Annotated in this window: 26 protein-coding genes; 3 read left to right on the top strand and 23 right to left on the bottom strand. The window is 68.8% G+C overall.

Annotated elements, in window-relative coordinates; all coding sequences use genetic code 11:
- Positions 1 to 33 precede the first annotated feature (33 nt).
- Both VMJ70_07645 and ahcY read right to left on the bottom strand, forming a co-directional pair.
- Positions 34 to 591: a redoxin family protein gene (locus tag VMJ70_07645; GenBank protein HTO90988.1), complete on the bottom strand. Its 558-nt coding sequence runs from the start codon at positions 589 to 591 to the stop codon at positions 34 to 36.
- A 163-nt stretch (positions 592 to 754) separates the two neighbouring features.
- Positions 755 to 2,056 (bottom strand): adenosylhomocysteinase, encoded by a 1,302-nt coding sequence (gene ahcY, locus VMJ70_07640; GenBank protein HTO90987.1) that lies wholly within the window; start codon positions 2,054 to 2,056, stop codon positions 755 to 757.
- 130 nt (positions 2,057 to 2,186) lie between these two features.
- On the opposite strand from ahcY, the gene VMJ70_07635 reads away from it, so the two are divergent.
- Entirely contained in the window at positions 2,187 to 2,417 is a 231-nt protein-coding gene (locus tag VMJ70_07635; protein HTO90986.1) for a hypothetical protein, read from the top strand.
- Between the two features lie 11 nt (positions 2,418 to 2,428).
- Entirely contained in the window at positions 2,429 to 2,926 is a 498-nt protein-coding gene (locus VMJ70_07630; GenBank protein HTO90985.1) for a hypothetical protein, read from the top strand.
- Between the two features lie 19 nt (positions 2,927 to 2,945).
- On the opposite strand, the gene VMJ70_07625 is transcribed toward VMJ70_07630, so the two are convergent.
- From VMJ70_07625 to VMJ70_07530, 20 genes are all read right to left on the bottom strand, one after another.
- Complete coding sequence (locus VMJ70_07625; protein HTO90984.1) at positions 2,946 to 3,962, bottom strand: NAD-dependent epimerase/dehydratase family protein; 1,017 nt, start codon at positions 3,960 to 3,962, stop codon at positions 2,946 to 2,948.
- A gap of 2 nt (positions 3,963 to 3,964) precedes the next feature.
- Positions 3,965 to 5,101: a methionine adenosyltransferase gene (metK, locus tag VMJ70_07620; GenBank protein HTO90983.1), complete on the bottom strand. Its 1,137-nt coding sequence runs from the start codon at positions 5,099 to 5,101 to the stop codon at positions 3,965 to 3,967.
- A 137-nt stretch (positions 5,102 to 5,238) separates the two neighbouring features.
- Positions 5,239 to 6,324 carry a bifunctional phosphoglucose/phosphomannose isomerase gene (locus tag VMJ70_07615; protein ID HTO90982.1) on the bottom strand — a complete coding sequence of 362 codons (1,086 nt, stop codon included), beginning with the start codon at positions 6,322 to 6,324 and terminating at the stop codon, positions 5,239 to 5,241.
- Positions 6,321 to 8,078 (bottom strand): phosphoenolpyruvate--protein phosphotransferase, encoded by a 1,758-nt coding sequence (gene ptsP / locus VMJ70_07610; protein ID HTO90981.1) that lies wholly within the window; start codon positions 8,076 to 8,078, stop codon positions 6,321 to 6,323. The genes VMJ70_07615 and ptsP overlap by 4 nt, the downstream gene beginning before the upstream one ends.
- On the bottom strand, positions 8,075 to 8,344 hold the full coding sequence (locus tag VMJ70_07605; protein ID HTO90980.1) for an HPr family phosphocarrier protein: 270 nt from the start codon (positions 8,342 to 8,344) through the stop codon (positions 8,075 to 8,077). Before VMJ70_07605 ends, ptsP begins: the two co-directional genes overlap by 4 nt.
- A 19-nt stretch (positions 8,345 to 8,363) precedes the next feature.
- A complete protein-coding gene (locus tag VMJ70_07600) occupies positions 8,364 to 9,143 on the bottom strand; it encodes a PTS system mannose/fructose/sorbose family transporter subunit IID (protein HTO90979.1) in 780 nt (259 codons plus the stop codon).
- Positions 9,113 to 9,820: a PTS sugar transporter subunit IIC gene (locus tag VMJ70_07595; protein HTO90978.1), complete on the bottom strand. Its 708-nt coding sequence runs from the start codon at positions 9,818 to 9,820 to the stop codon at positions 9,113 to 9,115. Before VMJ70_07595 ends, VMJ70_07600 begins: the two co-directional genes overlap by 31 nt.
- Positions 9,817 to 11,826, bottom strand: coding sequence for an alpha-amylase/4-alpha-glucanotransferase domain-containing protein (locus tag VMJ70_07590; protein ID HTO90977.1), 2,010 nt, complete (start codon positions 11,824 to 11,826; stop codon positions 9,817 to 9,819). The genes VMJ70_07595 and VMJ70_07590 overlap by 4 nt, the downstream gene beginning before the upstream one ends.
- Positions 11,827 to 11,888: 62 nt before the next feature.
- Positions 11,889 to 12,377: a PTS sugar transporter subunit IIB gene (locus VMJ70_07585; GenBank protein HTO90976.1), complete on the bottom strand. Its 489-nt coding sequence runs from the start codon at positions 12,375 to 12,377 to the stop codon at positions 11,889 to 11,891.
- Complete coding sequence (locus VMJ70_07580; protein ID HTO90975.1) at positions 12,374 to 12,763, bottom strand: hypothetical protein; 390 nt, start codon at positions 12,761 to 12,763, stop codon at positions 12,374 to 12,376. The genes VMJ70_07585 and VMJ70_07580 overlap by 4 nt, the downstream gene beginning before the upstream one ends.
- Positions 12,764 to 12,765: 2 nt before the next feature.
- Entirely contained in the window at positions 12,766 to 13,737 is a 972-nt protein-coding gene (gene hprK / locus VMJ70_07575; protein HTO90974.1) for an HPr(Ser) kinase/phosphatase, read from the bottom strand.
- A 3-nt stretch (positions 13,738 to 13,740) separates the two neighbouring features.
- Complete coding sequence (raiA, locus tag VMJ70_07570; protein HTO90973.1) at positions 13,741 to 14,103, bottom strand: ribosome-associated translation inhibitor RaiA; 363 nt, start codon at positions 14,101 to 14,103, stop codon at positions 13,741 to 13,743.
- Positions 14,104 to 14,164: 61 nt separating this feature from the next.
- Positions 14,165 to 15,595, bottom strand: a complete 1,431-nt coding sequence (gene rpoN / locus VMJ70_07565; protein HTO90972.1) for an RNA polymerase factor sigma-54 — start codon at positions 15,593 to 15,595, stop codon at positions 14,165 to 14,167.
- A gap of 20 nt (positions 15,596 to 15,615) precedes the next feature.
- Positions 15,616 to 16,374 carry an LPS export ABC transporter ATP-binding protein gene (gene lptB, locus VMJ70_07560; protein ID HTO90971.1) on the bottom strand — a complete coding sequence of 253 codons (759 nt, stop codon included), beginning with the start codon at positions 16,372 to 16,374 and terminating at the stop codon, positions 15,616 to 15,618.
- Positions 16,371 to 16,979 (bottom strand): LPS export ABC transporter periplasmic protein LptC, encoded by a 609-nt coding sequence (gene lptC / locus VMJ70_07555; protein HTO90970.1) that lies wholly within the window; start codon positions 16,977 to 16,979, stop codon positions 16,371 to 16,373. Before lptC ends, lptB begins: the two co-directional genes overlap by 4 nt.
- A gap of 186 nt (positions 16,980 to 17,165) precedes the next feature.
- Positions 17,166 to 17,708, bottom strand: a complete 543-nt coding sequence (locus tag VMJ70_07550; GenBank protein ID HTO90969.1) for a DUF488 domain-containing protein — start codon at positions 17,706 to 17,708, stop codon at positions 17,166 to 17,168.
- Positions 17,709 to 17,734: 26 nt separating this feature from the next.
- Positions 17,735 to 18,712: a KpsF/GutQ family sugar-phosphate isomerase gene (locus VMJ70_07545; GenBank protein ID HTO90968.1), complete on the bottom strand. Its 978-nt coding sequence runs from the start codon at positions 18,710 to 18,712 to the stop codon at positions 17,735 to 17,737.
- A 25-nt stretch (positions 18,713 to 18,737) separates the two neighbouring features.
- The gene (locus VMJ70_07540) at positions 18,738 to 19,301 is read right to left on the bottom strand and encodes an HAD hydrolase family protein (protein ID HTO90967.1); all 564 of its coding nucleotides are present in this window, start codon (positions 19,299 to 19,301) and stop codon (positions 18,738 to 18,740) included.
- Positions 19,294 to 20,115: a 3-deoxy-8-phosphooctulonate synthase gene (gene kdsA / locus VMJ70_07535; protein HTO90966.1), complete on the bottom strand. Its 822-nt coding sequence runs from the start codon at positions 20,113 to 20,115 to the stop codon at positions 19,294 to 19,296. Before kdsA ends, VMJ70_07540 begins: the two co-directional genes overlap by 8 nt.
- Entirely contained in the window at positions 20,112 to 21,770 is a 1,659-nt protein-coding gene (locus tag VMJ70_07530; protein HTO90965.1) for a CTP synthase, read from the bottom strand. Before VMJ70_07530 ends, kdsA begins: the two co-directional genes overlap by 4 nt.
- A 449-nt stretch (positions 21,771 to 22,219) precedes the next feature.
- Between VMJ70_07530 and VMJ70_07525 the strand changes: the two genes are divergently transcribed.
- The gene (locus VMJ70_07525) at positions 22,220 to 23,050 is read left to right on the top strand and encodes a PIG-L family deacetylase (GenBank protein HTO90964.1); all 831 of its coding nucleotides are present in this window, start codon (positions 22,220 to 22,222) and stop codon (positions 23,048 to 23,050) included.
- Between the two features lie 6 nt (positions 23,051 to 23,056).
- On the opposite strand, the gene VMJ70_07520 is transcribed toward VMJ70_07525, so the two are convergent.
- Positions 23,057 to 23,833 (bottom strand): sigma 54-interacting transcriptional regulator (locus VMJ70_07520; protein ID HTO90963.1); only part of this gene is annotated, 777 nt, incomplete at its 5' end.

Below are 23,833 nucleotides of genomic sequence, written 5' to 3'. Positions count from 1 at the left end.
CCCGTGGTCTTTTCGCTCCGAAATGGCGCGCGCTCAGCTCGACGCCGCTCGCGCCGCCTCGATCCGCTTCACGAACTCATCCCAGCCGGGTGTGCCCTGGTGCAGCTCGCCGACGTGTTTGTAGCTCACCTTGCCGGCGCGATCGAGGACGTAGAAGCACGGCCAGTACTGATTCCCGATCGCTTCCCAGGCCTCACCGTCGGGGTCGAGCGCCACCGGGAAGTCGATCGAGTCGCGAGCCACCGCCTTCGTGACGTTGTCCGCCACGCGTTCGTCGGGGAGTTCCGGCGTGTGAATGCCGATCAGACGGACGTCGGAGTCGCGATAGCGCGCCGACAGCTGCCGCACCGCGGGCAGACTGCGCTGGCAGTTGACGCACTGGAATGCCCAGAACTCGACCACCACCACCTGGCCGGCGAGATCGCTCTCCTTCGCGCGCCGGTTGCCAACCCAATCGAGCTGATTGAGCACTCCCTTGAGCGGGCCGTTCCAGTGCCCGGGGTGACCCGCCCCGGCCGGGGAGGCGGGATGAGCGGACTGGGCGATGGGGAATGCCATCACCGCGAGGAACCACACCCACAGCAGGCGCATGAGACGTCCCTTCCCTGGAACTCGCGCGCGCCCTCGAACCGGATTGGAGCGCACGCCCACCAGCATGCGTCGCGACCGCCCGCCGATCAATGGAAATCGCGCCGGCGCGGGGTGGGACCGGGCGCCGGCGCGGGTGATTCCTCGATCCAGCTCGAAGCGGCGTCTAGGTGCCTTCGCTCCAGGTCGACATGTAGCGCTCCTGCTCGCCGGTCAGGGATTCAAGCGAGATGTTCATGCTGCGCAGCTTGAGCCGCGCCACCTGGCCGTCGATGGACTTCGGGACCACGTAGACGTCCTTCTTCAGCGTCTTCGCCTTCTTCTTCAGGAATTCGACGCTCAGCGACTGATTGGCGAACGACATGTCCATCACCATCGCCGGGTGCCCTTCGGCGGCGGCCAGATTGATCAGGCGCCCCTCACCCAGCAGATGGACGCGCTTCCCGCCCGCCAGCCGGTATTCCTCGACGAACGGCCGGACCGTGCGCTTGCGTCCGCCGGCCAGCCGATCGAGCGCGGGGATGTCGATTTCGACGTTGAAGTGCCCGCTGTTGGCGACGATCGCGCCGTCCTTCATGGCCAGGAAGTGCTCGCGGCGCAGCACGCTCTTGTTGCCCGTCACGGTGATGAACAGGTCGCCGCGCGGGGCCGCTTCGGCCATCGAGACCACCTGGTAGCCATCCATCGCCGCCTCGAGCGCGCGCACCGGTTCGACCTCGGTCACCAGCACGGTCGCGCCCATGCCCTTGGCGCGCGCGGCGAGGCCGCGGCCACACCAGCCATAGCCCGCGATCACCACCGTCGAGCCCGCCACCAGCATGTTGGTGCAGCGGAGGATGCCGTCCATGGTGCTCTGGCCGGTGCCGTAGCGGTTGTCGAACAGGTGCTTGGTGTCGGCGTCGTTGATCGCGATCACCGGATAGCGAAGCACCTTGCCCGCCGCCATGGCGCGCAGGCGCGTGACGCCGGTCGAAGTCTCCTCGGTGCCGGCGAACACGTCGCGCAGGTAGTTGCGCTTCTTGGTGTGCAGGACTGTCACCAGGTCGCAACCGTCGTCCATGGTGATGTGCGGGCGTGCCTCGATGCACGACACGATGTGCGAGTAGTAGGTCTTGTGGTCCTCGCCCTTGATCGCGAAGGTGGCGATCCCGTAGTGGGCGACGAGCGCGGCCGCCACGTCGTCCTGCGTGCTGAGCGGATTCGAGCCACACAGATAGACCTCGGCGCCGCCGGCCTTGAGCGTGCGCGCCAGATTGGCGGTTTCGGTGGTGACGTGCAGGCAGGCCGCAATGCGCAGGCCCTTCAGCGGCCGCTCCTTCGCGAAGCGGGCGCGAATCGCGCGGAGCACTGGCATGTTCTGGTCGGCCCACTCGATGCGCATGCGGCCGGCGCGCGCGAGCTTCAGGTCGCGCACGTGGCCGGGCACCTGGCCGTTGGCCGCGCCGTTGGTCTTCGAATTCCTGGGCATCTGGACTCCTTGGTGAATGGATGACGGCGATGAGTTCGTCCTGGAGGCCAGAGTGTGCACGAGTCGGGAGGCCCGCTCAACCGGTTTTCGACCCTGGGCATCCATTCCCAAAATTGATATGCTTAGTCATATGAAACGGACCACGCTGCTTCTCGACGACGATTTGATCGGGGAACTGCGCCGCCGCGCCGCCGGCGATCGCGTCACCCTCACCGAAATGGTGGAGCGGACGCTCCGCCTCGGCCTGACCGCGCCGGCCCGACGGGCGCGCGTGACGCTCCCCTCCTACGACCTGGGTCCGTTCCTCGCCTCCGGCGGTTCGAAGACCGCGACGGGGCGAAGGGTCGTCGAAGAGCTCTGAAGGTGCGCGCCGTGGATGCCGGACTGCTGGCGGTGGCGGTCAATCGGTGGGCACCCGAGCACTCGCGCGCCGCGCGGCTGATCGAGGATCTGATCAACGGCGACGCTCCGTGGGCGCTGCCGTGGAGCGAGTGTCACGAGTTCCTGCGGCGCGTGGCCCACCCGCACACCGTGGCGCGCCCGCTCGGCGCCGATGACGCGGCTGGGGTTCTCGAGCTGCTGCTCGCGAGCCCTTCGGTCCATCCGCTTTCGCCCACCCGGCGGCATGCGGCTGTGATCCGCGAAGTGCTGGCGCTGACCCCGATCGGCCGGGGCCTGCCGCCAGGTCTGGAGACGGCCGCGCTCCTCCGGGAGCACGGTGTCCGCGAGCTGTGGAGTCTCGAGCCCGGGATGAAGCGATATCGCTTTCTCACCGTCGAGAATCCGTTGCGCCCCGCCCCCGCCGGGCGCTACAACGCCGGCCGGCGCCGCTACCGGGTGCTCGCGCCGGGACCGACGTCCGCCGGCTGACGCCGCGACCGCGCCGGCGTCAGCCGGCGGTCGCTCGCCATTGCTCGAGCAGCTCGGCCTCGCGCTCGGCCGTCAGCGCCGGCGGGATCTGGATCGAAAGCTCCGGACGCGCCCCGGGCTGTGGGGGTTCCGATCCGCCCAGCCAATCGCGCGTGTCTCTCACCGTGGCCTCCAGCGGGCGGAAGCGGAGCCCCGAGCGGACCGCGTGCTCGATGCTCACGTCCATGAACCCGCCCGAGCCCGGCGCCCACAGCGGCAGCGTGGCGAACGGCACCACACCGCGCTCGGTCAGGAATGCCGCAGGAACTGCGATCCGCCGCGAGGGGACGCCCAGAATCTCGCTCACCCGCGCGAAGAAGTCCCCGAGTCGGTAAGGCCGCTCGGGGCCGGTCATGTTGAACGTACCCCCCGCCCCGCGCCCCGCCATGTCCAGGATCCACCGCGCGCAGTCGCGCGCGTCCACGATCTGGAGCGGATCGCCGGCCCCCTCGGGCACCAGCACGTCGCCGCCGCGCGCGAGTCGCCTCACCCAGTAGGTGAAGCGGTCCAGGTAGTCCCAGGGGCCCACCAGCAGGCCGGCCCGCGCCACCAGCGCGCGGTCGCCGAAGGCGTCTCGCACCTCCTGCTCGCACAGCGCTTTGAGCCCGCCGTAGCTCGCGGCGTCCACCACTTCGGTTGCGGGGTCCTTCAACACCGCGAGCGGGGCGCGCTCGTCGGCGCCGGCCGCCAGCGGCATCGAGTAGGCCGAGATGCTGGAGACGAAGGTGTAGTGCCCGGCGGCGCCGCTCAGCATCCGGGCGGATTGCCGGACCACCCGCGGGACGTAGCCGCAGGTGTCCACCACCGCGTCCCAGGTCTCCCCACGCAGCACGTCGAGGCCGCCGTCCCGATCGCCGATCCGGTGCTCGGCCTCGGGGAACAACGATGGTCCGGTCTTCCCGCGATGGAACAGCGTCACCGAGTGACCGAGCTTCAGCGCTTCGGCCGCGACGTGGCGCCCGAGGAAGCGGGTGCCGCCGATCACCAGCAGCCGCATGCTCACACGCTCCGCGCCAGCAGCCCCGCCTTGTCGGTCCGCTCCCAGGTGAAGCTCGGCTCGCTCCGGCCGAAATGACCGTAGGCCGCGGTCTTCCGGTAGATCGGGCGACGCAGCTTCAGGTGCTCGATCAGACCGCGGGGCGTGAGATCGAAATGCTTGCGCACCAGCTGCGTCAATTTCTCGTCGCTCACCTTTCCGGTGCCGTTGGTGTCGACCATGATCGAGACCGGATCCGAAACGCCGATCGCGTAGGCGAATTGCACCTCGGCCCGGTCGCACAGCCCGGACGCCACCAGGTTCTTGGCCACGTAGCGCGCGCCGTAGCTGGCCGAGCGATCCACCTTGGTCGGATCCTTGCCCGAGAAGGCGCCACCGCCGTGACTTCCCACCCCCCCGTAGGTATCCACGATGATCTTGCGCCCGGTGAGCCCGGTGTCGGCCATCGGCCCGCCCTTCACGAACGAGCCGGTGGGATTGATGTGGTAGTGGATACGGCCCTTCACGTACTTCTTCGGCAACACCGGCTCGATCACGTGCTTGCGAATGTCCGCGTGGATCCGTTTCTGCGTGATGCCGTCCGCATGCTGGGTCGAGACCACCACCGTATCCACGCGGGTCGGGCGGTCGTTCTCGTATTCGACCGTCACCTGCGACTTGCCGTCCGGGCGCAGGTAGGGGATCACGCCCCGACGCCGCACCGTCGCCAGCCGGCGGGTGAGGGCGTGGGCCAGCATGATGGGCAGCGGCATGAGCTGCCGGGTCTCGCGGCAGGCGAAGCCGAACATCAGCCCCTGATCGCCGGCGCCGCCGGTATTCACACCCAGGGCGATGTCGGGCGACTGATTGTCAATGGTGGTCATCACCGCGCAGGTGTGGCTGTCGAAGCCGTACTCGGCGCTGTCATAGCCGATCTCGCCGATCACCCGGCGCACCAGCTCGGGGATCTCGACGTAGGCGCGGCTCGAGATCTCGCCCGCCACGACCGCGAGCCCGGTGGTGACCAGCGTCTCGCACGCGACGCGGCTGTTCTTGTCCCTGGCGATCAACGCGTCCAGCAGACTGTCGGAAATCTGATCCGCGATCTTGTCCGGGTGACCTTCCGTCACCGACTCAGACGTGAAGAGATGGCGAGCCATGCCTGATCCTCGTTGTCCCACGGATGATGTTGTCGTGATCGGCGATCGCGGCGCCACCAGGCCGTCCGCGCGCCCTGAGCCTCCACCCCGCCCCGGCCGCGTCCCCGAAACGGGACGCCGGCCTTCGCGCCTCGACTTCAGGCGCGGCCGCGGCGGCCCGCTTCGTCCAGCCGCCGCTTGAACTCGTCGATGCTGGCGATCGGCGTCGCGTCCACTCCATTCAGCAACGCGAGATAGAAGCTGACCCAGTCGCCGTACTGCGAGAATCTCACCGCACGCTCGAGCCGGGATTCGCCCGGGACCGACACCTGGTGCACGCGCGCACCCTGTCGCGCCGCGTACTCGCCGGTGAGCGCGAGCCGCGTCGCCACATCGGCCGCGTCCTCCGGATCCCGGAGCAGCACCACCGCGCTCTGGGCCGCGAACGCGCCACCGCTCTCCCAGCCCACGATCTCGTTGTGGTTGAGCTCCGGCACCAGTGCCGAATGGGCGGGAACCTTAGCATTTTCGTTGATCTGCTGCCTCCACCGCGTGGCCACCGCGCCGAGCCGCTCGGAAGCCGCATAGAGGAACACGTGCCGCCCGGCCAGCGCGCGCGCCAGCTGCTTGGCGGGATTCTCGCGCTCGGCACGCGCCGGGCCGAGCGCCTCCCCGGCCGCGCGCGCCGCGTGCGCGGCGCGCTCCCAGTCCCCGCCGGGATCGGGCAGCCAGCCCAGGGCGCTGAGCAGGGCCGAGACCCGCACCCAGGCACCGTAGAGCGCGGCGCGCGGCGGCGAGCCTCCCGGCATGCGCATCGCGAACACGTGCGAGCGCTCGCAGCGCGCCGCCAGCTCGCCGCCGGTGGTGAGCGCCACCCGCGGGATGCCCCGCCGCGAGGCCTCGGCCTCGAGCGCGAGGGTCTCCTCGGTGTTGCCCGAGTACGAGCAGAGCAGCGCCAGCGAGCGACTCGTGACGCACGCCGGCCAGCGATACTCGCGCACCACCACCAGCGGCCGCGGGAGCCGGTCGGCTTCGAGCGACGACACGAGATCGGCGGCGATCGCCGAGCCGCCCATGCCGCCTGCCGCCAGCAGGTCGGGAGCGGCGCCCGGCACGCGCCACGGCGTGGCGCGAACCGCCGCGAGCGCTTCCTCGATCTGTTCGGGAATGCGCGCGATGCGCCCGCCCATGTCGTGGGCGTCGCGTGACCCGTAGGGCGGCTCGAGACCGGGCGCCGCGTTCACAACGGGCTCCGCTTCGCCACCAGGAAGCTCGGCAACAGCGTTTCGATGCGCGCGCGCAGCAGCTCTTTGACCGCGGCGGCCGACGGCAGCCGCACGGCTTCGCGCGCGATCTCGCGAGCGACCTCGAAGCGCAGGCTGCGGATCGCCGCTTTGACGCGCGGCAGGTCGAAACAGGACATGGACAGCTCGTCGATGCCGAGCCCGAGCAGCAGGACCGCGGTGCGCGGATCGCCGGCCATCTCGCCGCAGATCCCCACCCAGCGTCCGGCCGCCTGGCCGGCCGCGATCACGTGCTGGATGCCGCGCAGCACCGAGGGCTCGAGCGGCTCGTAGAGTCCGCTCAGGCGTTCGTTGTCGCGATCTATGGCCAGGGTGTACTGGATCAGATCGTTCGAGCCGATCGACAGGAATTGCGCTTCGCGCGCCAGATGATCGGCGAGCCACACCGCGCTCGGCGTTTCGATCATCAGCCCGATTTCGAGATTCGCGTCGTGCGCGGTTTTCGCATTCGCCAGCTCGTCGCGCACCTGGTCGCACAGCGCCCGCGCGCGGCGGAACTCCTCGAGCGTCGTCACCATCGGGAACATCATGCGCACCCGTCCGTGCGCACTGGCCCGATAGATCGCGCGGATCTGGGTGCGGAACATCTCGGGGTGATGGAGCGCGAGGCGGATGCCGCGATAGCCGAGGAACGGATTGCTCTCGTGCGTGGTGCCGAGGTAGGAAGCGACCTTGTCGCCACCCAGATCCATGGTGCGGAAGATCACCGGCCGCGGCGCCATGCGCTCGGCCACGCGGCGATAGGCACGGTACTGCTCCTCCTCGCTCGGCATCTCGAGCCGGCCGAGATAGAAGAACTCGGTGCGGAACAGCCCAATGCCGTCGGAGCCCGCTTCCAGCACCTGATCCACGTCCTCGGGCAGCTCGATGTTGGCCGACAGCTCGACCCGGCGGCCGTCGAGAGTCGCGGCCGGCTCGGCGCGCATGGTTTCGAGCGCGCTCGATTCCTGCTCGAGCGCCTCCCGGCGCGTGGCGTAGAAGCGCGCGGTGTCGGGATCGGGCCGCACCTCGACGCAGCCGACGTAGCCATCCACCGCCGCCAGATCGCCGCTCCGCACCTCGGGCATGATGCCGCGTGCGCTCACCACCGCCGGGATGCCGCGCCCGCGCGCGACGATCGCGCCGTGCGAGGTGCGGCCGCCCACCTCGGTGACCACGCCGAGCACCCGGGTGCGGTCGAGCAGCGCGACCTCGCTGGGGCCGAGGTCGTGTGCCACCAGCACCGCCGGGCGCTCGATCAGGGGCAGCGCGCGCGAGCCCTCGCCCAGCAGGTGGCGCAGCACGCGCCGCGACACGTCCACCAGGTCGTCGCGGCGCTGCTTGAGATATTCGTTCTGCATGTGGTCGAACCTGGCGACCATGCCGCGCATGTAATTGCGGAACACCCAGGCGGCGTTCAACCCCTGGCCTCGCACACCCTGCTCGACGGCGTGGCGCAGCTCCGGGTCGTCGAGGATCATGAGGTGCGCTTCGTAGATGGCCGCCTCGTCACGACCCAGCTCGGTCGCGATGCCGTCACGGATCTGAGTGAGGTCCTCGTGGGAGCGATCCAGCGCCTCACGGAAACGCCGCAGCTCCTCGTCGGCGCGCTCGGCGGGCACCGGGGTCTCGTGCACCTGCAGATCCTCGCGCTCGAAGCGGAACACCGGCCCGACGCCGATGCCCGGCGAGGCGGCGATGCCGTTGAATTTCACGGCTCCCCCCCGAACTTGCCGTCCACCAGCTCGGTCAGAGCGGCGATCGCCTGCGTCTCGTCGGGGCCGTCGACCTTGACGCGAATCGTGCTGCCCTCTTCGGCCGCCAGCATCATCACGCCCATGATGCTCTTGCCGTTCACCTCGAGATCATCGCGGCTCACCATCACGTTGGACTGGAACTTGGCCGCGGTCTTGACGAACAGAGCGCACGCGCGCGCGTGGAGCCCCAGCTGATTGCGAATCAGCAGCTCGGTCTCGGTCATCGCGCTCCTCGCCCCGGCTTCATCGGAACCACACCGCGATCAGGCACAGCGCGCCCAGCCCCAGCGCCCACTCGGTTGGCGAAGGACGTGGTCGCAGTGCGGCGAGGAATCCGAGCCCGAGTCCCGCGCCGAGCGTGGCTTCGAATACCAGCAGGTGCGGCTCGCCGCCCGGCGCGATGATCCAGGCGAGCAGGACACCGATCAGCGCGGCCCCGAGCGCGTTCAGGAGCCGAGTCAGGCTCTCGAGCTGCCGGCGCAGCGCGCCGCTGAGCACCGCCGGGCCCAGCTGATAGCCCCAGCGCACCCCGAGCACACGCAGCCCCAGATGCGGAATGTTGTAGGCGATCCACATCACCAGCGCCGCGATCGGATGCCCGGCCAGCGCCGCCCAGATGCCGAGACAGGCGGCCACCGGTCGCAACGTGAACCAGAACAGGCGATCGCCCATCGCCGCGAGCGACGAGCCGAGCACGCTCTTGACGCGCGCGATCGCCTCGCCATCCGGACCGTCGCCGGCCGCGCGCCGCTCCTCGAGGGCCGCCACCGCGCCCAGGGCCAGCGAGGCGAGGGTCGGCTGCGTGTTGAAGTAGGCGGTGTGCTCCGCCAGCCGCTCGCAGCGGACCGCGGGATCGGGATAGAGGCGATCGAGCGCCGGCTCCAGCGCCCATGCCCAGCCGATGCCCTGCTGGCGCTCGAAGTTCCAGGTGGCCTGGAGCAACGAGGCGCGCAATGCCATCCTCCACAAGTCCCCCTCGCGAAGCCGTCCGCTCACGGTGTCCTCACCACCAGGAACAGCCATGCCGAGAGCAGCGCGAGTCCGAACAACGCGGCGCGCGCCAGCCGGCGCTGCAGGAATGCCTGAAGTAGTTGAGCGAGACCGAGCCCCAGCCACAGCGGCTGCGCGATCGCCCAGGCGCGCGACAACCGAAGCGATTGATTCGCCACCAGGCCGTGAAGAGTTCGAGTCCCGAGTCCCAGCGCAAGGGCCGTGAAACCTACACCGACTCCAAACGCGAGCACAACGCCGGCCCACTGCGCCTGGCCGAGCGCGCGCTCGTGCCCGGCGCGCAGCTCCGCCTCGCACCAGCGCGCCAGCGATTCGTTGCGCCTCCGCTGCCACTTGAGCAGCGGCACCGAGAGCTTCGCGGTGACCAGCCCGGCCAGCACTCCGAGCAGAGCGCTCGAGGCACGCGACATCTCGAACGGTTCCTGCCCGGCCAGCGACAGCGCCAGTCCCGTCCCGATCACGCCGCCGGTCGCGTAGTCCTCGGGCGTGCGCGCGCCGACTGGAAGAGTGCTCGCGGCCAGGAGCTGCAGCACGATCCCGACCTCCAGCGCGGTCTTCCAGTCTCCCCACCACCAGCCGAGCAGCGCCGAGGTGACGAGCGGCTGGGAGAACAGTGTCTGCGCCACCGGAGTCGCGTCGACCGCGGCCACCCCGCCGAGCAGGAACGTGAGCAGCAACGTGCGCGTCACGACGCCTTCCGGTGCGAGGGCCGCACGTTGAACCGGAGCGCCCAGGGTCGATCCGGCGCCAGCTCCACCGGAAAGGTCCAGCGGACCTCGACGCCCTGGAAGACGCGCTCGGCGCCGGCCTCGGAGAGCGAGACCGTGTCGATCGGCGCGCGGCGAAGCTGCGCCTCGCGGCTGGTCTCGACCTCCAGCCGGCGACCCGCCCATTCGTCGACGAAGCCGACGCACGTGACTCCGACATGGCTGGCGGCGGCACCCGGCGCCGGCGGATCGGCGCGCCGCCCGTTCACCTCGATCCAGCGATCCTCGGCCTCGCGCACGTGGAGCGCGACGTTGAGCTCGACGGTGAGCTCGCCGCGGCGCGCCCTCGAGGAGCGCAGGGCGTACTGGACCTCGAGGCCACCGTGACGGTCCGAGCGGTACTGCTTGTCGATCGCCGGCCACTCCCCCTCGGCGAGACTCGCGCTCACCGACTGCTTCGACACCGTCAGCCGTGCGCGCGAATCACTCGCTCCGAATGCCGCGCCGTCCTCGCGCCAGCGGTCGAGGAACCAATCGCGCAGATGGTCGTCGTACTCGGCCAGCAGCCTGGCGAGCCCCGGCTCCTTGAGCCGGATCGCGGCGTGGATGGTTTCGCCCTCGCCGCCGCCGACTTCGGCCGACGCAAGCTTCTCGTGATAGTGCTCGAGCCGCTGCGCCAGCGTGTCGGTCCAGCTCCACCGGGCGGCGCGATCGTCGAAGCCCCACAACCGGCCGCCGCGTGCGGAAATCCATGCCGCCCAGCGCGGACCCTCGAGCAGACCGTCTTCCCAGCCGTCGAGATCCACGTCGCTCCGCTCGGTATGGAGGCCACGCACCCCCAGGGATTCCGCGGCGATCAGTTCGTGATAGGCGGCGGCCCGCAGATGCGGCAGATAGAGTCCGCCGAACACGCCGTGCCAGTAGGGGCAGTTGCACTGCGAACGCCACAGATGAGTGCGTGCTCGCGCTCGAGCCGGGCCGGCCGGCGCCGAGCGCGACAACCGGCGCGAGGCGCGCAGCATGCGCTTGTGCAGGCGGTTGGCCTCGGGGTAGCGCGACAGGAAGCCGCGCCAGTGGCCACCGCGCAGGAGATCGCGCGCCCCCTCGCCCGCCACCGGCTCGAGCCGCGCCGCGGCCTGCTCGTAGGTCGCCTGCGCCTCGGGCGGCAGCGACCACTCCTCCATCTCGTGATAGGAAGCGGTCGGGAGATAGACGGGACCGCGTGCCGGGAGCCGGTCGATGACCTCCGACGGGGTTCGCAGCCGAATCCACGGCGAGGCTTCGAGCGCCCTCGCGAACGACTCCAGCCATCCCTCGTCGTAGCAGCGCGCGCGAGTTCCGGGCCACGAGCCGAATTTCTCGCCGTCGTCGCCCAGCACCGCGACACGATCGGGCCCGCCGCGGGCGGCGCGAGCCAGCAGCTCGACGGTGGCCTCGGGCTCGGCAAACGGAATCGCGTAGCGCAGCTCGCGATGAATCGGCAGCAAGCGGAGCGCGAGCCCCTGGTCCTCGGTGAGAAACGGGCTCCACAGCTCCTCGCGCTGGAGGCCGGCGGCCACGAAGTGGGCGTCGTCCACCGCGGTGTACTCGATGCCGGCCTCGGCCAGGCTCGAGGCCAGCGACGGCTCCCAGACCCGCTCGGCCAGCCACAGCCCGCGCGGGCGCACGCCCAGACGGCGCTCGATCCATTTCGTCATCGCCAGGATCTGTCCCCGCCGATCGCGCTCGGGGATCACCGGCAGGATCGGTTCGTAGAATCCCCCGCTCCATGGCTCGATCTGGCCGCGCTCCACCAGTGCGCGCAGCCGCTCGAGATACTGGGGCTCCTGTTCTTCCAGCCATTCGAGCAGCGGACCGCTGGTGTGGAGCGCGAGGCGGAACGCGGGATGGGCCTCGAGGAACTCGAGGAAGGGCGCATAGGCGTCGCGGTAGACGCCGCGGAAGACATGGTCGAAGTTTCCGACCGGCTGATGATCGTGGACGATCATCACCAGGGTAACTTCGTTATCGGGCGACCGCCCACCGGAGGGGGAAGCGGCGGGACCTTCGCTCACGAGGCGGCCAGCTCGGGAACCAACTCGCGCAGCGGCAGCGGCCGCGAGGCGGGAACGTCCTGCGCCAGCAGCGCGACGCCACGCGCCAGCAGGGATCGCGCCGCGGCGCGATCGCGCTCGTCGAGGTAGAGATATTCGTTGACCTTGATCTTCCCGGGCGCGTAATGGAGCCCGCCGAGCGTGAAGGAAGGGATCGCGGCACCGGCCTCCACCAGCGCGAGCGCCGACTGGAGATTGCGAACCAGCAGGAATGCGGTGCCGGGTGCGGCGGCCTCGGCGGCGTAGCCGGCGGCGGCCTGAGCGATCGTCCAGACGCTCACCTCGGAGTCGGGCGCGGCGGACTGCAGCAGCTCGCGCTCCCAGGAATCCGCGGCGCTCGCGTCGTCCGCCACCACGATGCGCCGGGGATTCAGGCGCTGGCCCCAGGCGATCAGCACCTGGCCGTGGATCAGGCGGTCATCCACGCGGTGCAGGATCCAGCTCATGCCGCCGAGGGGAACTGAAGCCGGATGGAATCCTGGCCCTTCTTCTGAAGGCGCTCGGCCAGCTCGCGCACGCCGAACTTGTCGCGGTTGTGCAGGTAGTCGAGCAGGATCGGAAGATTGAGTCCGCTCACGACCACGATGTCGCCGTGTTCACGCGCCGCCCGTAGCCCGCACAGGTGGCAGGATCCACCGAAGAAATCCGTGAACACCAGACCGCCTTCGCGCCAGCCTTCGACCCGATCCTCGATCTCGGCTTCGAGCGCCTCCTTCGACAGGCCCTCGTTGCTCATGGTCGCGACCCCCTGCACCTCCCCGTAGACCTGGGCCGCCGCGCGCAGCAGTGCGGCGGACAGATCGGCGTGCATCACCAGCAATGCGGGGACCATGGCTACTCCGTGTCTTCTCGAACCCAGGCGCGGGCCGCGCTCTTGCGCTTCATGATCTCGATCAGGTGCTGGTTCAGGCGTTCGGCCGGCGAGTAGCCACCGTACACCTTCACCAGATAGTTGAGGGCGATCACCTCGGCGATCACGGTGATGTTCTTGCCCGGCGTGATCGGCACCTCGACCAGCGGAATCTGCACGTCGAGAATCGAGGTCTTGTGCTCGTCGAGCCCGATGCGCTCGTAGTCGGCCTCGCTCGACCATTCGCTCAGCCGCACCTCGACTTCGACGCGCTTCTGCAGGCGAATCGAGCGGATGCCGAAGACCGCCTGGACGTCGATGATGCCGAGGCCGCGAATTTCCATGTGGTGCCGGAGCAGCTGGTTGCCGCTGCCGATCAGCACGTCGCCGTGCCGGCGAGTGATGGTGACCACGTCGTCGGCCACCAGCCGGTGACCGCGCTCGACCAGATCGAGCGCGGTCTCGGACTTGCCGATCGCGCTACGCCCGGTGAACAGCAGCCCGCAGCCGTAGACGTCGACCAGCGAGCCGTGCACCGACAGTTGTGGCGCGAACATGTGGTCGAGGTACGCGGTCAACGAGTGGATGAAGGGCGTGGTGCTCTGCGGCGTGCGCAGCACCGGCACCTGGTTGCGGTTGGCCTGCTGGAGCAGGTATTCGGGCACCTCGAGCCCCTTGCAGACCACGATCAGCGGCATGTCGAACTGGAACAGCCGATCGAGCGCCTGGCGCACCTGGTCGGCAGTGAGAGACGACAGATAGGTCAGCTCGGTCTGGGCGAGGATCTGGATGCGCTCGGGGAGGAAGTTCTCGACGAAGCCCATCAGCGCCATGCCCGGGCGGTGGATGTCGCTGACGGTGATCTCGCGCCGGGAGGCCAGCGATTCGGTGAGCTGATCGAGCTGCAGATCCTGTCGCTCATCCTCGAAAAGTCGAGCCGCGCTCAGGGATTCCACGAATCAGTCCTCGGCTTCCTCGTCCTCGGCCCACGAATCCGCGCCGGCGCGCCCCGGCTGGATCTCGTGATTCACACGCTGATGATTGGTACGACGGTCCTTGAACCGCCGCAACTGTTCCTCGAGCCGGTCGATCACGCCTTCGATCGACGCCCGGAGCTCGGTGGATTCCTCGCGGCACACCAGTTCGTGATGATCCAACCGCAGCGTGATTTCGGCAACGTGCCGGGATCTTTCGCCGGTCACGGTCAGATGGACTTCTCGAATGTCCTGGGCGAACCGGCCGGCACGCTGCAACTTGGCCTGCGCCAGCTCTCGAAGCTCGGGGCTGATCTCGCAATGTCTTGCGGTCGTGCTGATCTGCATCGGTGACCTCGTCCGGCCTGACAGCCGGTGCCGCCGGCGCGAACCGCCGGCGCGACGTGGATCAGGCCACCCGCCTGCGGAAGCGGGCCGGCAGGATGTTGAGCTGCTCGCGGTACTTTGCGACGGTCCGGCGAGCGATCTTGAGCCCGCGATCATGGAGGATCTTCGCGATCGCGTCGTCGGAATAAGGGTTCTTCTTGTCCTCCTCGTCGATGAGCGTCTTGATGGTGTTCTTCGCGGTTCGCGCCGAGACGTCCTCCCCGTCCGTCGTTTCCAGCCCGCTGGAGAAGAAGAACTTCAGCTCGAACACGCCGCGCGGCGTCTGCACGTACTTGCCACTGCACACGCGGCTCACGGTGGATTCGTGCATGTCGATCTGGCGCGCGACCTGCTGCAAGGTCAGCGGCCGCAGAAATGCAATGCCCTTGTCGAAGAATTCGCGCTGCTCGCGGATGATGCAGTTCATGACCTTGATCATCGTGCGCCGGCGCTGCTCGATGGTCTGAATCAGCCAGCGCGCGGAGTTGAGTTTGCCCTGAATGTACTCGCGCGTCTCCTTCTCTCCCGCCGAGCACTCGGACTTCTTCTTCTCGCGCAGCACGCTTTCGTAGGCGGAGGAGATCCGCAGCCGTGGCAGGTGCCGGTCGTTGAGCATCACGACGTATTCGTCGTCCACCCGCTCGACCAGCAGATCCGGAACCACATACTTGGGATCCTCGCTCGACACCTGGAGCCCCGGCCGGGGATTGAGCGTCGCGATCACGTCCGCCGCCACCTGTACCTCCTCGACCGACACCTTGAGCTGGCGCGCGATCTCGGGGAAGCGCCGGTTCACCAGGTGGTCGAACTGATCGTGGATCAGTCGCCAGGGCAGCGTGTCCTTCTCGTTACGCGCCTCCAATTGGATGAGCAGACACTCGCGGAGGTCCCGCGCCCCGACCCCGGGCGGCTCGAGCGCCTGGATCACGCGGAGCACGGCTTCACATTCCTCCAACGTTCGCCCGGTGGCCTGCGCCACCTCATCGAGCGGCGTCGCCAGCCAGCCGCGTTCGTCGAGCGACCCCACCAGGAATTCGGCGAGCTGCATGGTCGGCTCCGGCAGACTCAGGAAGTGAAGCTGCTCGAGCAGACTGTCGGCCAGACTGGTGCGCGTGATCTGCACCTTCTCGAGGAACTCCTCGCTCACCTCGCTCTGCGGCACGTAGGGGCGATCGAACGAGCCTTCCTGCAGGTACTCGGTCCAGTCCACCGGATCCTCTTGGGCGGGATCGTCGGACTCCTGATTGGCGGTCTCCTCGGGCGCGTCTTCCTTGGCCAGGTCCTCGCTCTCGGTGACTTCGTCCACTTCCTCGAGCAGCGGGTTCTGCATGATCTCCTGCTTGAGGATCGCCTGCAGCTCGAGAGTCGGGACCTGGAGGAGCTTCAGGGCCTGCTGCAGGCGCGGCGTCATGATCAGCGCCGGCCGCAGGCTCATGTTCAGCGAGTGTTTCATTTCCATGGGAAGGTCCCGATCTAGAGGGTGAACCGCTCGCCGAGATAGATCTTGCGGGCTTCGGAATCGTTGGCCAGCTTTTCCGCGGTGCCCTGCAGCAGGATCCGGCCCTCGTACATGATGTAGGCGCGGTCGGTGATTCTCAGCGTTTCGCGCACGTTGTGGTCGGTGATCAGCACCCCGAGTCCGCGGTCACGCAGGCGCCCGACGATGTCCTGGATCTCCGACACCGCGATCGGGTCGATGCCGACGAACGGCTCGTCGAGCAGCATGTAGGACGGTTCGCGCGCCAGGGCGCGCGTGATCTCGACCCGCCGCCGCTCGCCGCCCGAAAGCTTGTTGGCCTGCCGGGTGGCAAGGTGCGAGAGATTGAGATCTTCGAGCAGCCGCGCCAGGCGCTGCTCGCGCTCGGCGTGGGGCATCTTCATGGTCTCGAGCACCGCCATGACGTTGTCGCGCACCGACAGCCGGCGAAAGATGCTGGGTTCCTGCGCGAGATAGCCGAGCCCGCGCCGCGCGCGCCGGTACATCGGCTCCTGAGTGATCTCCTCGCCCTCGAGCAGAATGCGTCCGCTGTTGGGTCGCAGCAGTCCGACGATCATGTAGAACGAGGTGGTCTTGCCGGCACCGTTCGGGCCCAGCAGTCCCACCACCTCCCCGCGCCGGACGCGGATGGTGACGTCGTTGACCACCCGCCAGCGGCCGTAATAGCGAATGAGATTCTCCGCCACCAGGCCCTCGTTCACGGGCAGCGGGAGCTCGGAAGGCGTGGCGTTCACTTGGTTGGCTTCCTCGGCCCCAGCAGGTCTTCCGACTTGGAGTGCACGGTGGCCTGCACTTTCGAGCGGAACTTGAAGTGCTTCAGCTCGGGATCGCTCTCGAAACCCACGCCGGTCAGCACGTCGCCGGCGCGCTCCACGCGCACCAGATCGTCGGATTGGACCTTCTGTTCGCGATTGAGGAAGTGCATGACCTGGGTGGACATCCGGGTGCCGTCCGAGCTCTGGAGAACCACGTTGCCGCGTGCAGTCATGTCACGGGTGAGCTGATTGATCTCGCCCTCGCGCGCGGTGAGTTGCGAGGTGCGCGTGGACTTCTCGTCGTAGAAGTCCACCCGAACGCCGCGAGCCGTGATGAGGTTCTTCACGTCGTACATGGCGGCGTACTGGGCGAACAGCCTCCACTCGACCGCGCCCTGATTGGTTTCGGTGAGCGAAAAATCCTGGACCTCCTGGTCCGGCAGTTCGCCGGTCTTGCCCGACATGCCCACCGTGCGGCGTTCGCCGCAGCCCACCGCCATCAACGCCGCGAGCCCCAGCCCGAGCGCGGCCAGCAGCACCCGGCCGCGGTGGCTGCCGGGGGGCGCCCTGCGGGCGTGATTCATGCCAGTTTCTCGGGGTCCGGTCATGACGTGGAACCCACGCTAGCAAAGGGTTTGCCGAGCATCAAGCACAGTGTGTGCCAGCGGTCGATGGGCCTGCAATCACAAAAGGTTATCGACTCAACCCCCGCCGGCCTTGAAGACTTTCTGACGCGAGTCGTCACGCCTTCGTCGCCCCGGTGGGCAGGGTCACAGACCGGGCAGGCGCGGCGCGACACTCCTATAGATGAGGCGTCCTCCAATCCGCTCGATGCCGGGGGTGGCGGAGTGCGGCTCGGCATGGGAAGCATCCCGAACATGCTCGACGGGCACGCCCCTCGACACCACCGCGTCGGCGAGCAGGCGGCGGTGGCACTCGCGCCAGTCGGCTTCCGCACACATCACCGCCGTGCGGCGGCCGGCCGCGATCGCGAGCAGGGCATCGAGCGCCGCGACGAACTCGGGCGTCTCCATGTGGTCGGCGAAGCCGCGCATCCAGCCGGTCGCGAGCCCGAAATGGGGCGAGTCGGGCCGCGGTTCTCGATGGCCGCCGAGCGCTTCGAGATGGGCGTAGCCGATGCGCTGAGCGGCGAGCCACTGCTCGAGCGCCGCGCTGGAGAAGTGCGGGTTGCGACGCGATCGCGGGAACCGGCGAACGTCGGCGAGGTGCTGGATGCCGTGCGCGCGCAACAGCGCGCCGAACTCCTCGAGCGCTCGGTTCGAGTGACCGATCGTGAGCAGGGCCTGCGGCACGGCGGCGAACCCGCGAGGCGCGAGGACTAGCTCGCCCGCAGGCAGTCGTGGAGATGGAGGATGCCGATCGGGCGTCGCGCATCGTCCACCACCACCAGGGCCGTGATCGGCCCGGCCGGACGCTCCTCCATCGCTCGCACCGCCGCGGCGACCAGCGAGTCGGGTCCAATCGTGCTCGGCGCGGGATTCATCACGTCGCCGGCGGTGAGCCCCCAGGGATCGGCGTGCTTCATCAGGATGCGTTTGAAGTCCCCGTCGCTTACCACCCCCGCCAGCGCGCCGGCGCCGTCCACCACCACCGTGACGCCGAGCCGCTTGTTCATGATCTCGAGCATGACCTCGCGAAGCGTGGCCCGCTCCCCCACGCGCGGCAGCGCGTCGCCGTCGTGCATCAGCTCCTCGACTCGGCGCGACGCGGTGCGCCCGATCACTCCTCCCGGATGCAGGAAGCGGAAGTCGTCAGCGGTGAAGCCGCGGCGCTCGAGCAGCGCCACCGCCAGGCAGTCGCCCAGCACCTGCACCAGCGTGATGCTGGTGGTGGGCGTGAGATCCATCGGGCAGGCCTCGCGCACCGGTCCGGTGACCAGCGTCACCCGTGACTTCCGCGCGAGCGGCGACTGCGGCGTGGCGACGATGCTGACCAGCGGAATGCCGATGCGCTCGAGATAGGGCAGCAGCGCCACCAGCTCCTCGGAGCCACCGCTCTTCGAGATGAACAGCGCGACGTCTCCCGCGGCGAAGAGGCCGGCGTCGCCGTGCAAGGCGTCGGCGGGATGCAGGAACACTGCGGGGGTCCCGGTGCTGGTCAGGGTCGCGGCGAGCTTGTGCGCGATCAGCCCCGACTTGCCGACTCCCGACACCACCAGCTTACCGCGGCATCCGGCCAGCAGGTCGACGGCGGCGAGGAACTCGTCGCCCAGCTTGCCCTCGAGCGCCGCGACCGCCGCGGCTTCGGTGCGCACCACCTCGCGCGCCAGCTCGATCAGATCGCGGGTGGCCTTCATTCGAGGGCCCCTCTCCCGCAGATCCTCAAGGCAACACCTCGTAGCGCTTCAGCACCTGGTCCCAGACGCCGTTGTGTCGCAACAGCATCTCCACCACCTCGCGCACGGCGCCGAAACCGGCACGGTGGCGCGTGATCGTGTGGGCGAAGCGATGCAGCTCCTCGGATGCGTCGGCCACCGCGATCGGCCAGCCCACGCGCCTGAGCATCGCCACGTCGGGCAGATCGTCGCCGACCATCGCGCATTCGTCCCAGTTGGCACGTTCGCGCGCCAGCACCTTCTCGGCGACCGCGACCTTGTCTTTCACCCCCAGATAATTCTCGAGTTTGAGATCGCGCATGCGTGCCTCGACCGCCTCGGAGCTGCGCCCCGAGATCACCACCGGCAGGAGGCCCAGATCGCGGGCCCATTCGAGCGCGAGGCCGTCGCGCACCCAGAAGTGGCGCAGGTCGCCGTCCTTCGAGAAACCAATGATGCCGTCCGTGAGCGTGCCGTCGACATCGAGGAACAGGATTTTGACCTTCGCGGCGACCCCGCCCGGGCCGCCCGCCTTCGAACCCGCTCGAGCTGCCGCCGCGGGCTCAGGCATGGGGCGAGGTGGCGACGGTTTCGCGAACGCGAAGCGCCTCGTCGAGGAACGATTCGGCGAGCGCGAGCGGCAGCTGGGTCGCGGCGTCGGACTTGGCGCGCGGTGGATCCGGGTGCGTCTCGAAGAACAGGCCGTCGATGCCGCACGCCACCGCTGCGCGCATCAATGGGAACGCGAAGCGGCGATCGCCGCCGCTCTCCCTGCCGCCGGGCTTCTGCAGGCTGTGGGTCGCGTCGTACACCACCGGCCAGTTGAGCTCGCGCATGGTGACGAGCCCGCGCATGTCCACCACCAGATCGTGATAGCCAAAACTGGTGCCGCGCTCGGTCAGCATCAGGCGATCGCAACCCGCGGCCACCAGCTTCTCGACCACGTTGGCCATGTCATCGGGGGCCAGGAACTGACCCTTCTTCACGTTGACGGCGAGTCCGGTGCGCGCCGCGGCGGCGAGCAGCGCGGTCTGGCGCGACAGGAATGCCGGGATCTGCAGCACGTCGGCGACTTCGGCGGCGGCCTCGATCTCGCTCTCGGCGTGCACGTCGGTGAGCACCGGAATGCCCAGCTCGTGCCGCACGCGACCCAGGACGCTGAGCGCCTGAGCGAGTGGCAGCCCCTCGAACGACGAGGCGCTCGAGCGGTTGGCCTTGCGATACGACGCCTTGAAGATCAGCGGCAGGCCGCGCGCCTCGCACGCCGATTTGAGGCGCGAGGCGACCTCGAAGCACATCTCCTCGCTCTCGACCACGCACGGGCCGGCCAGGATGCAGAGCCGCTCGGCGCCGATCTCGGCGCCGCCGACGTGGAAGGATCTCACGCGCGCCGCCGGGCTTGGGTCAGCGTGGTGGGCTCGAGCGCCGCGGCCCCGCGTCGCACACGGCGGCGTTCGATCGATGCCCGAACGAAGTCGACGAACAGCGGATGCGGCTCGTGCGGGCGGGACTTCAACTCGGGATGGAACTGCACCGCCAGGAACCAGGGATGATCGGGCAGCTCGATGATCTCGACCAGTTCGCGACCGACGCACTTGCCCGAAAGAACGAGCCCGCGCGACTGGAGCTGCGCGGCATAACGGTTGTTGAACTCGTAGCGGTGGCGATGGCGCTCCTCGACCTCGGTCCTGCCGTAGGCGCGCGCGGCCAGGCTGCCTTCCTTGAGCGTGCAGCGATAGGCGCCGAGCCGCATCGTCCCGCCCTTTTCGGCGATGCCGGCCTGATCGGCCATGAGGTCGATGACCTTTTGCGGCGAAGCGGGATCGAACTCGGCCGAGTTGGCCTCGGCCCACCCCACCACGTGGCGCGCGAACTCGATGGTCGCGACCTGCATGCCGAGGCACAGCCCGAAATACGGCACGCTCTTCTCGCGCGCGTATTGAGCCGCCAGGATCTTGCCCTCGATGCCGCGTTCGCCGAATCCACCGGGAATCAGGATGCCGTCGACCTCGTCGAGCAGCGTGGCGGCGCCCTGGGTCTCGACCTCTTCGCCCTCGACCCAGCGCAGCGTGACTTTGGCACGATTGGCGGCGCCGGCGTGGACGAACGCCTCGATCATGCTCTTGTAGGCGTCGCGCACGTGCGTGTACTTGCCGACGATCGCGATTTCGCACTGCTGAGCGGGGTTCTTGACGCGCGCCAGGAAGTCGTCCCAGCTCCTGAGGTCCGGGTCGGCCGCTTCGAGTCCCAGCTCGCGCACCACCAGCGCGTCGAGCCCGCCGTCGTGGAACACCCTCGGAACTTCATAGATCGAGCCGACGTCGGTGGCCGCGATCACGGCTTCGGTCGGCACGTTGCAGAACAGCGCGATCTTCTCGCGCACGTCGGTCGGCATCGGCCCTTCGCTGCGGCAGAGCAGGATGTCGGGCTGGATCCCGATCTGCAGCAGCTCCTTGACCGAGTGCTGGGTGGGCTTGGTCTTCATCTCGCCGGCCGCCTTGATGAACGGCACCAGCGTGACGTGCACGAACAGCACGTCGCGACGATTCTCGAGCTTGAGCTGCCGGACCGCTTCGAGGAACGGCAGCGACTCGATGTCGCCGACCGTGCCGCCGATCTCGACGATCAGCACCTCGGCCTGGGTGGTGAGCGCCAGCCCGGTGATGCGGCGCTTGATCTCGTCGGTGACGTGGGGGATCACCTGCACCGTGCGTCCCAGATAGTCGCCTCTGCGCTCCTTGGAGAGAATCGAGTCGTAGATCTGGCCGGCGGTGACGTTGTGGCTGCGCGTCACCGAGATGTTGGTGAAGCGCTCGTAGTGGCCGAGGTCCAGGTCGGTCTCGGCGCCGTCGTCGGTCACGAACACTTCGCCATGCTGGAACGGGCTCATGGTCCCGGGGTCGATGTTGAGATAGGGGTCCAGCTTCTGGAGCGTCACGCGCAGGCCGCGCGATTTGAGCAGCAGTCCCAGCGACGCCGCGGCGATTCCCTTGCCGAGCGACGAAACCACGCCGCCAGTCACGACCACGATCTTGGCCATGTCCCGTCCTTCCCTGTTCAGCGCGGGCTCCTGGGCCCGGCGCGGAATCGAACCCAACGAAAAATGCGGGCCGCGCCCGCCGTCGGTTTCTGCCGGAGAGGCTGGGCGCGACTCCGCTCGGGGAGTCTCGCCGAAGAGGGCGGCGGGCGCAAGCGGGGCCCGGGCGCGTGAAATCGGGCCGCCGACTGGTTCCGGAACCAGTCGGGCGACCCCGTTACATGCTCTGGAGCATGTGAAATGAGGAGGTTGCCTTCCGGGAGGACATTTCACGGGCTGACCTGAGATCCGTCGGGGACGGCGAACCCGCCGTGCGGCGGGTTGAAGGGACCGCGGTCGGGTAGACCGATTTGGATCCAGATCCAATTTGGACGGGGCGGCGAGCCCGCCCCGGGGAGTGCGGGGCGAGCCGTGCAGGCGCCCGATCGCGTCCTGAGCTACTCTGCGCCGCCATGGCTGCCCCCCTGCGCCTGATGGCGGTCCTCGCCCACCCCGACGACGAGTCGCTCGGCTTTGGCGGCACGCTCGCCAAGTACGCGGCCGAGGGCGTCGAGACGTATCTCGTGACTGCGACGCGCGGCGAGGCCGGCCGCTTCCGCGGCTTTCGCGAGCCGCCCGAGCATCCGGGCGCCGACGCGCTCGCCAGGATCCGCGAGGGCGAGCTGCGCGAGGCGGCGAAGACGCTCGGTATTCGCGAGCTGGCGTTGCTCGACTACAAGGATCAGCTGCTCGACCGGGCCGAGCCGCGGGAGGCGATCGGCAAGATCGTCGCGCACATGAGGCGCTGGCGTCCGCAGGTGGTGATGACCTTCGATCCCGAGGGCGGCTACGGGCACCCCGATCACATCGCGATCTGCCAGTTCACGTGCGCCGCGGCGGCAGCATCTTCCGATGCCGGCTTCAGGCTGGGTGGCGAGGCGGCGGCGCTCGCGCCCCACGCGATCTCGAAGCTCTACTACATCGCTTGGCCGGCGAGCGCGATGGGCGCTTACGAGGAAGCCTTCCGCAAGCTCACCTCGATGGTGGATGGCGTCGAGCGCGAGTCGAAGTCGTGGCCCGACTGGGCGGTGACGACCGTGCTCGACACGCGCAGCGTGTGGGACACGGTGTGGAAGGCGGTGTCGTGCCACCAGTCGCAGATCACCGCCTACGAGAAGCTCGCGCACCTGTCCCCCAAGAACCACGAGGCGTTATGGGGCTGGCAGTCGTTCTACCGCGTGTTCAGCACGGTGAACGGCGGGAGGAAGCGCGAGACGGATTTGTTCGAGGGGCTGAGGGGGTAGCGCGCGTTACTCGGCGGGCGGCTTCGGGCCGGCGAGGCGCTCCCGGATCCCGAGGCGCTTGAGCTTCATGATCAGGGTGGTGCGCGGAATGCCGAGCGCACGCGCGGCGCTGGTCGGCGAGTGATCGTTCTCGCGCATCGCATGCTCGATGCGTGAGCGCTCGGCCTCGGCCAGCTCTTCGGTGAGCGTCACCGCGACCTCTCTCACCGAGCCCAACTCGAGATGCTCGACCTGGATGGTGTGCTCGGCGAGCGCCACCGCGCGCCGCACCACGCCGACCAGCTCGCGCACGTTGCCCGGCCAGCCGTAGGCGAGCAGCGCGGCGCGGGCCTCGTCGCTCAGCGACAGCTCCGGCTTGGCCATCTTTTTCGACTCGAGACGCAGGAAGTGGTCGACGAGCAGGCCGATGTCGCCGGGACGATGCCGGAGCGCCGGCACTTCGAGCACGCCCTGCGCCAGTCGCCAGTAGAGATCCTGGCGGAAGCCCTCGCCGCGGCCGAGCCGATCGCGCGGCACGTTGGTGGCGGCCACGACGTGCGTCGCCACGTGGCGATTGGTGCTCTCGCCCACGCGGCGGTATTCGCCGCTCTCGAGGAAGCGGAGGAGCTTGGCCTGCATGGCCTCGGACATTTCGCCGACTTCGTCGAGGAATAGGGTGCCGTTGGCGGCCGCTTCGACCATGCCGATCCGCTCGACCACCGCGCCCGAGAACGCGCCGCGCACGTGGCCGAACATCTCGCTCTCGATCATGTCGCGTGGCACCGCCGCGCAGTTGAGCGAGAT

The organism is Candidatus Sulfotelmatobacter sp. (assembly GCA_035498555.1).
In the GTDB taxonomy this organism is placed as follows: Bacteria; Eisenbacteria; RBG-16-71-46; order RBG-16-71-46; family RBG-16-71-46; genus DATKAB01.
This window is presented reverse-complemented; position numbering and strand designations above follow the sequence as displayed.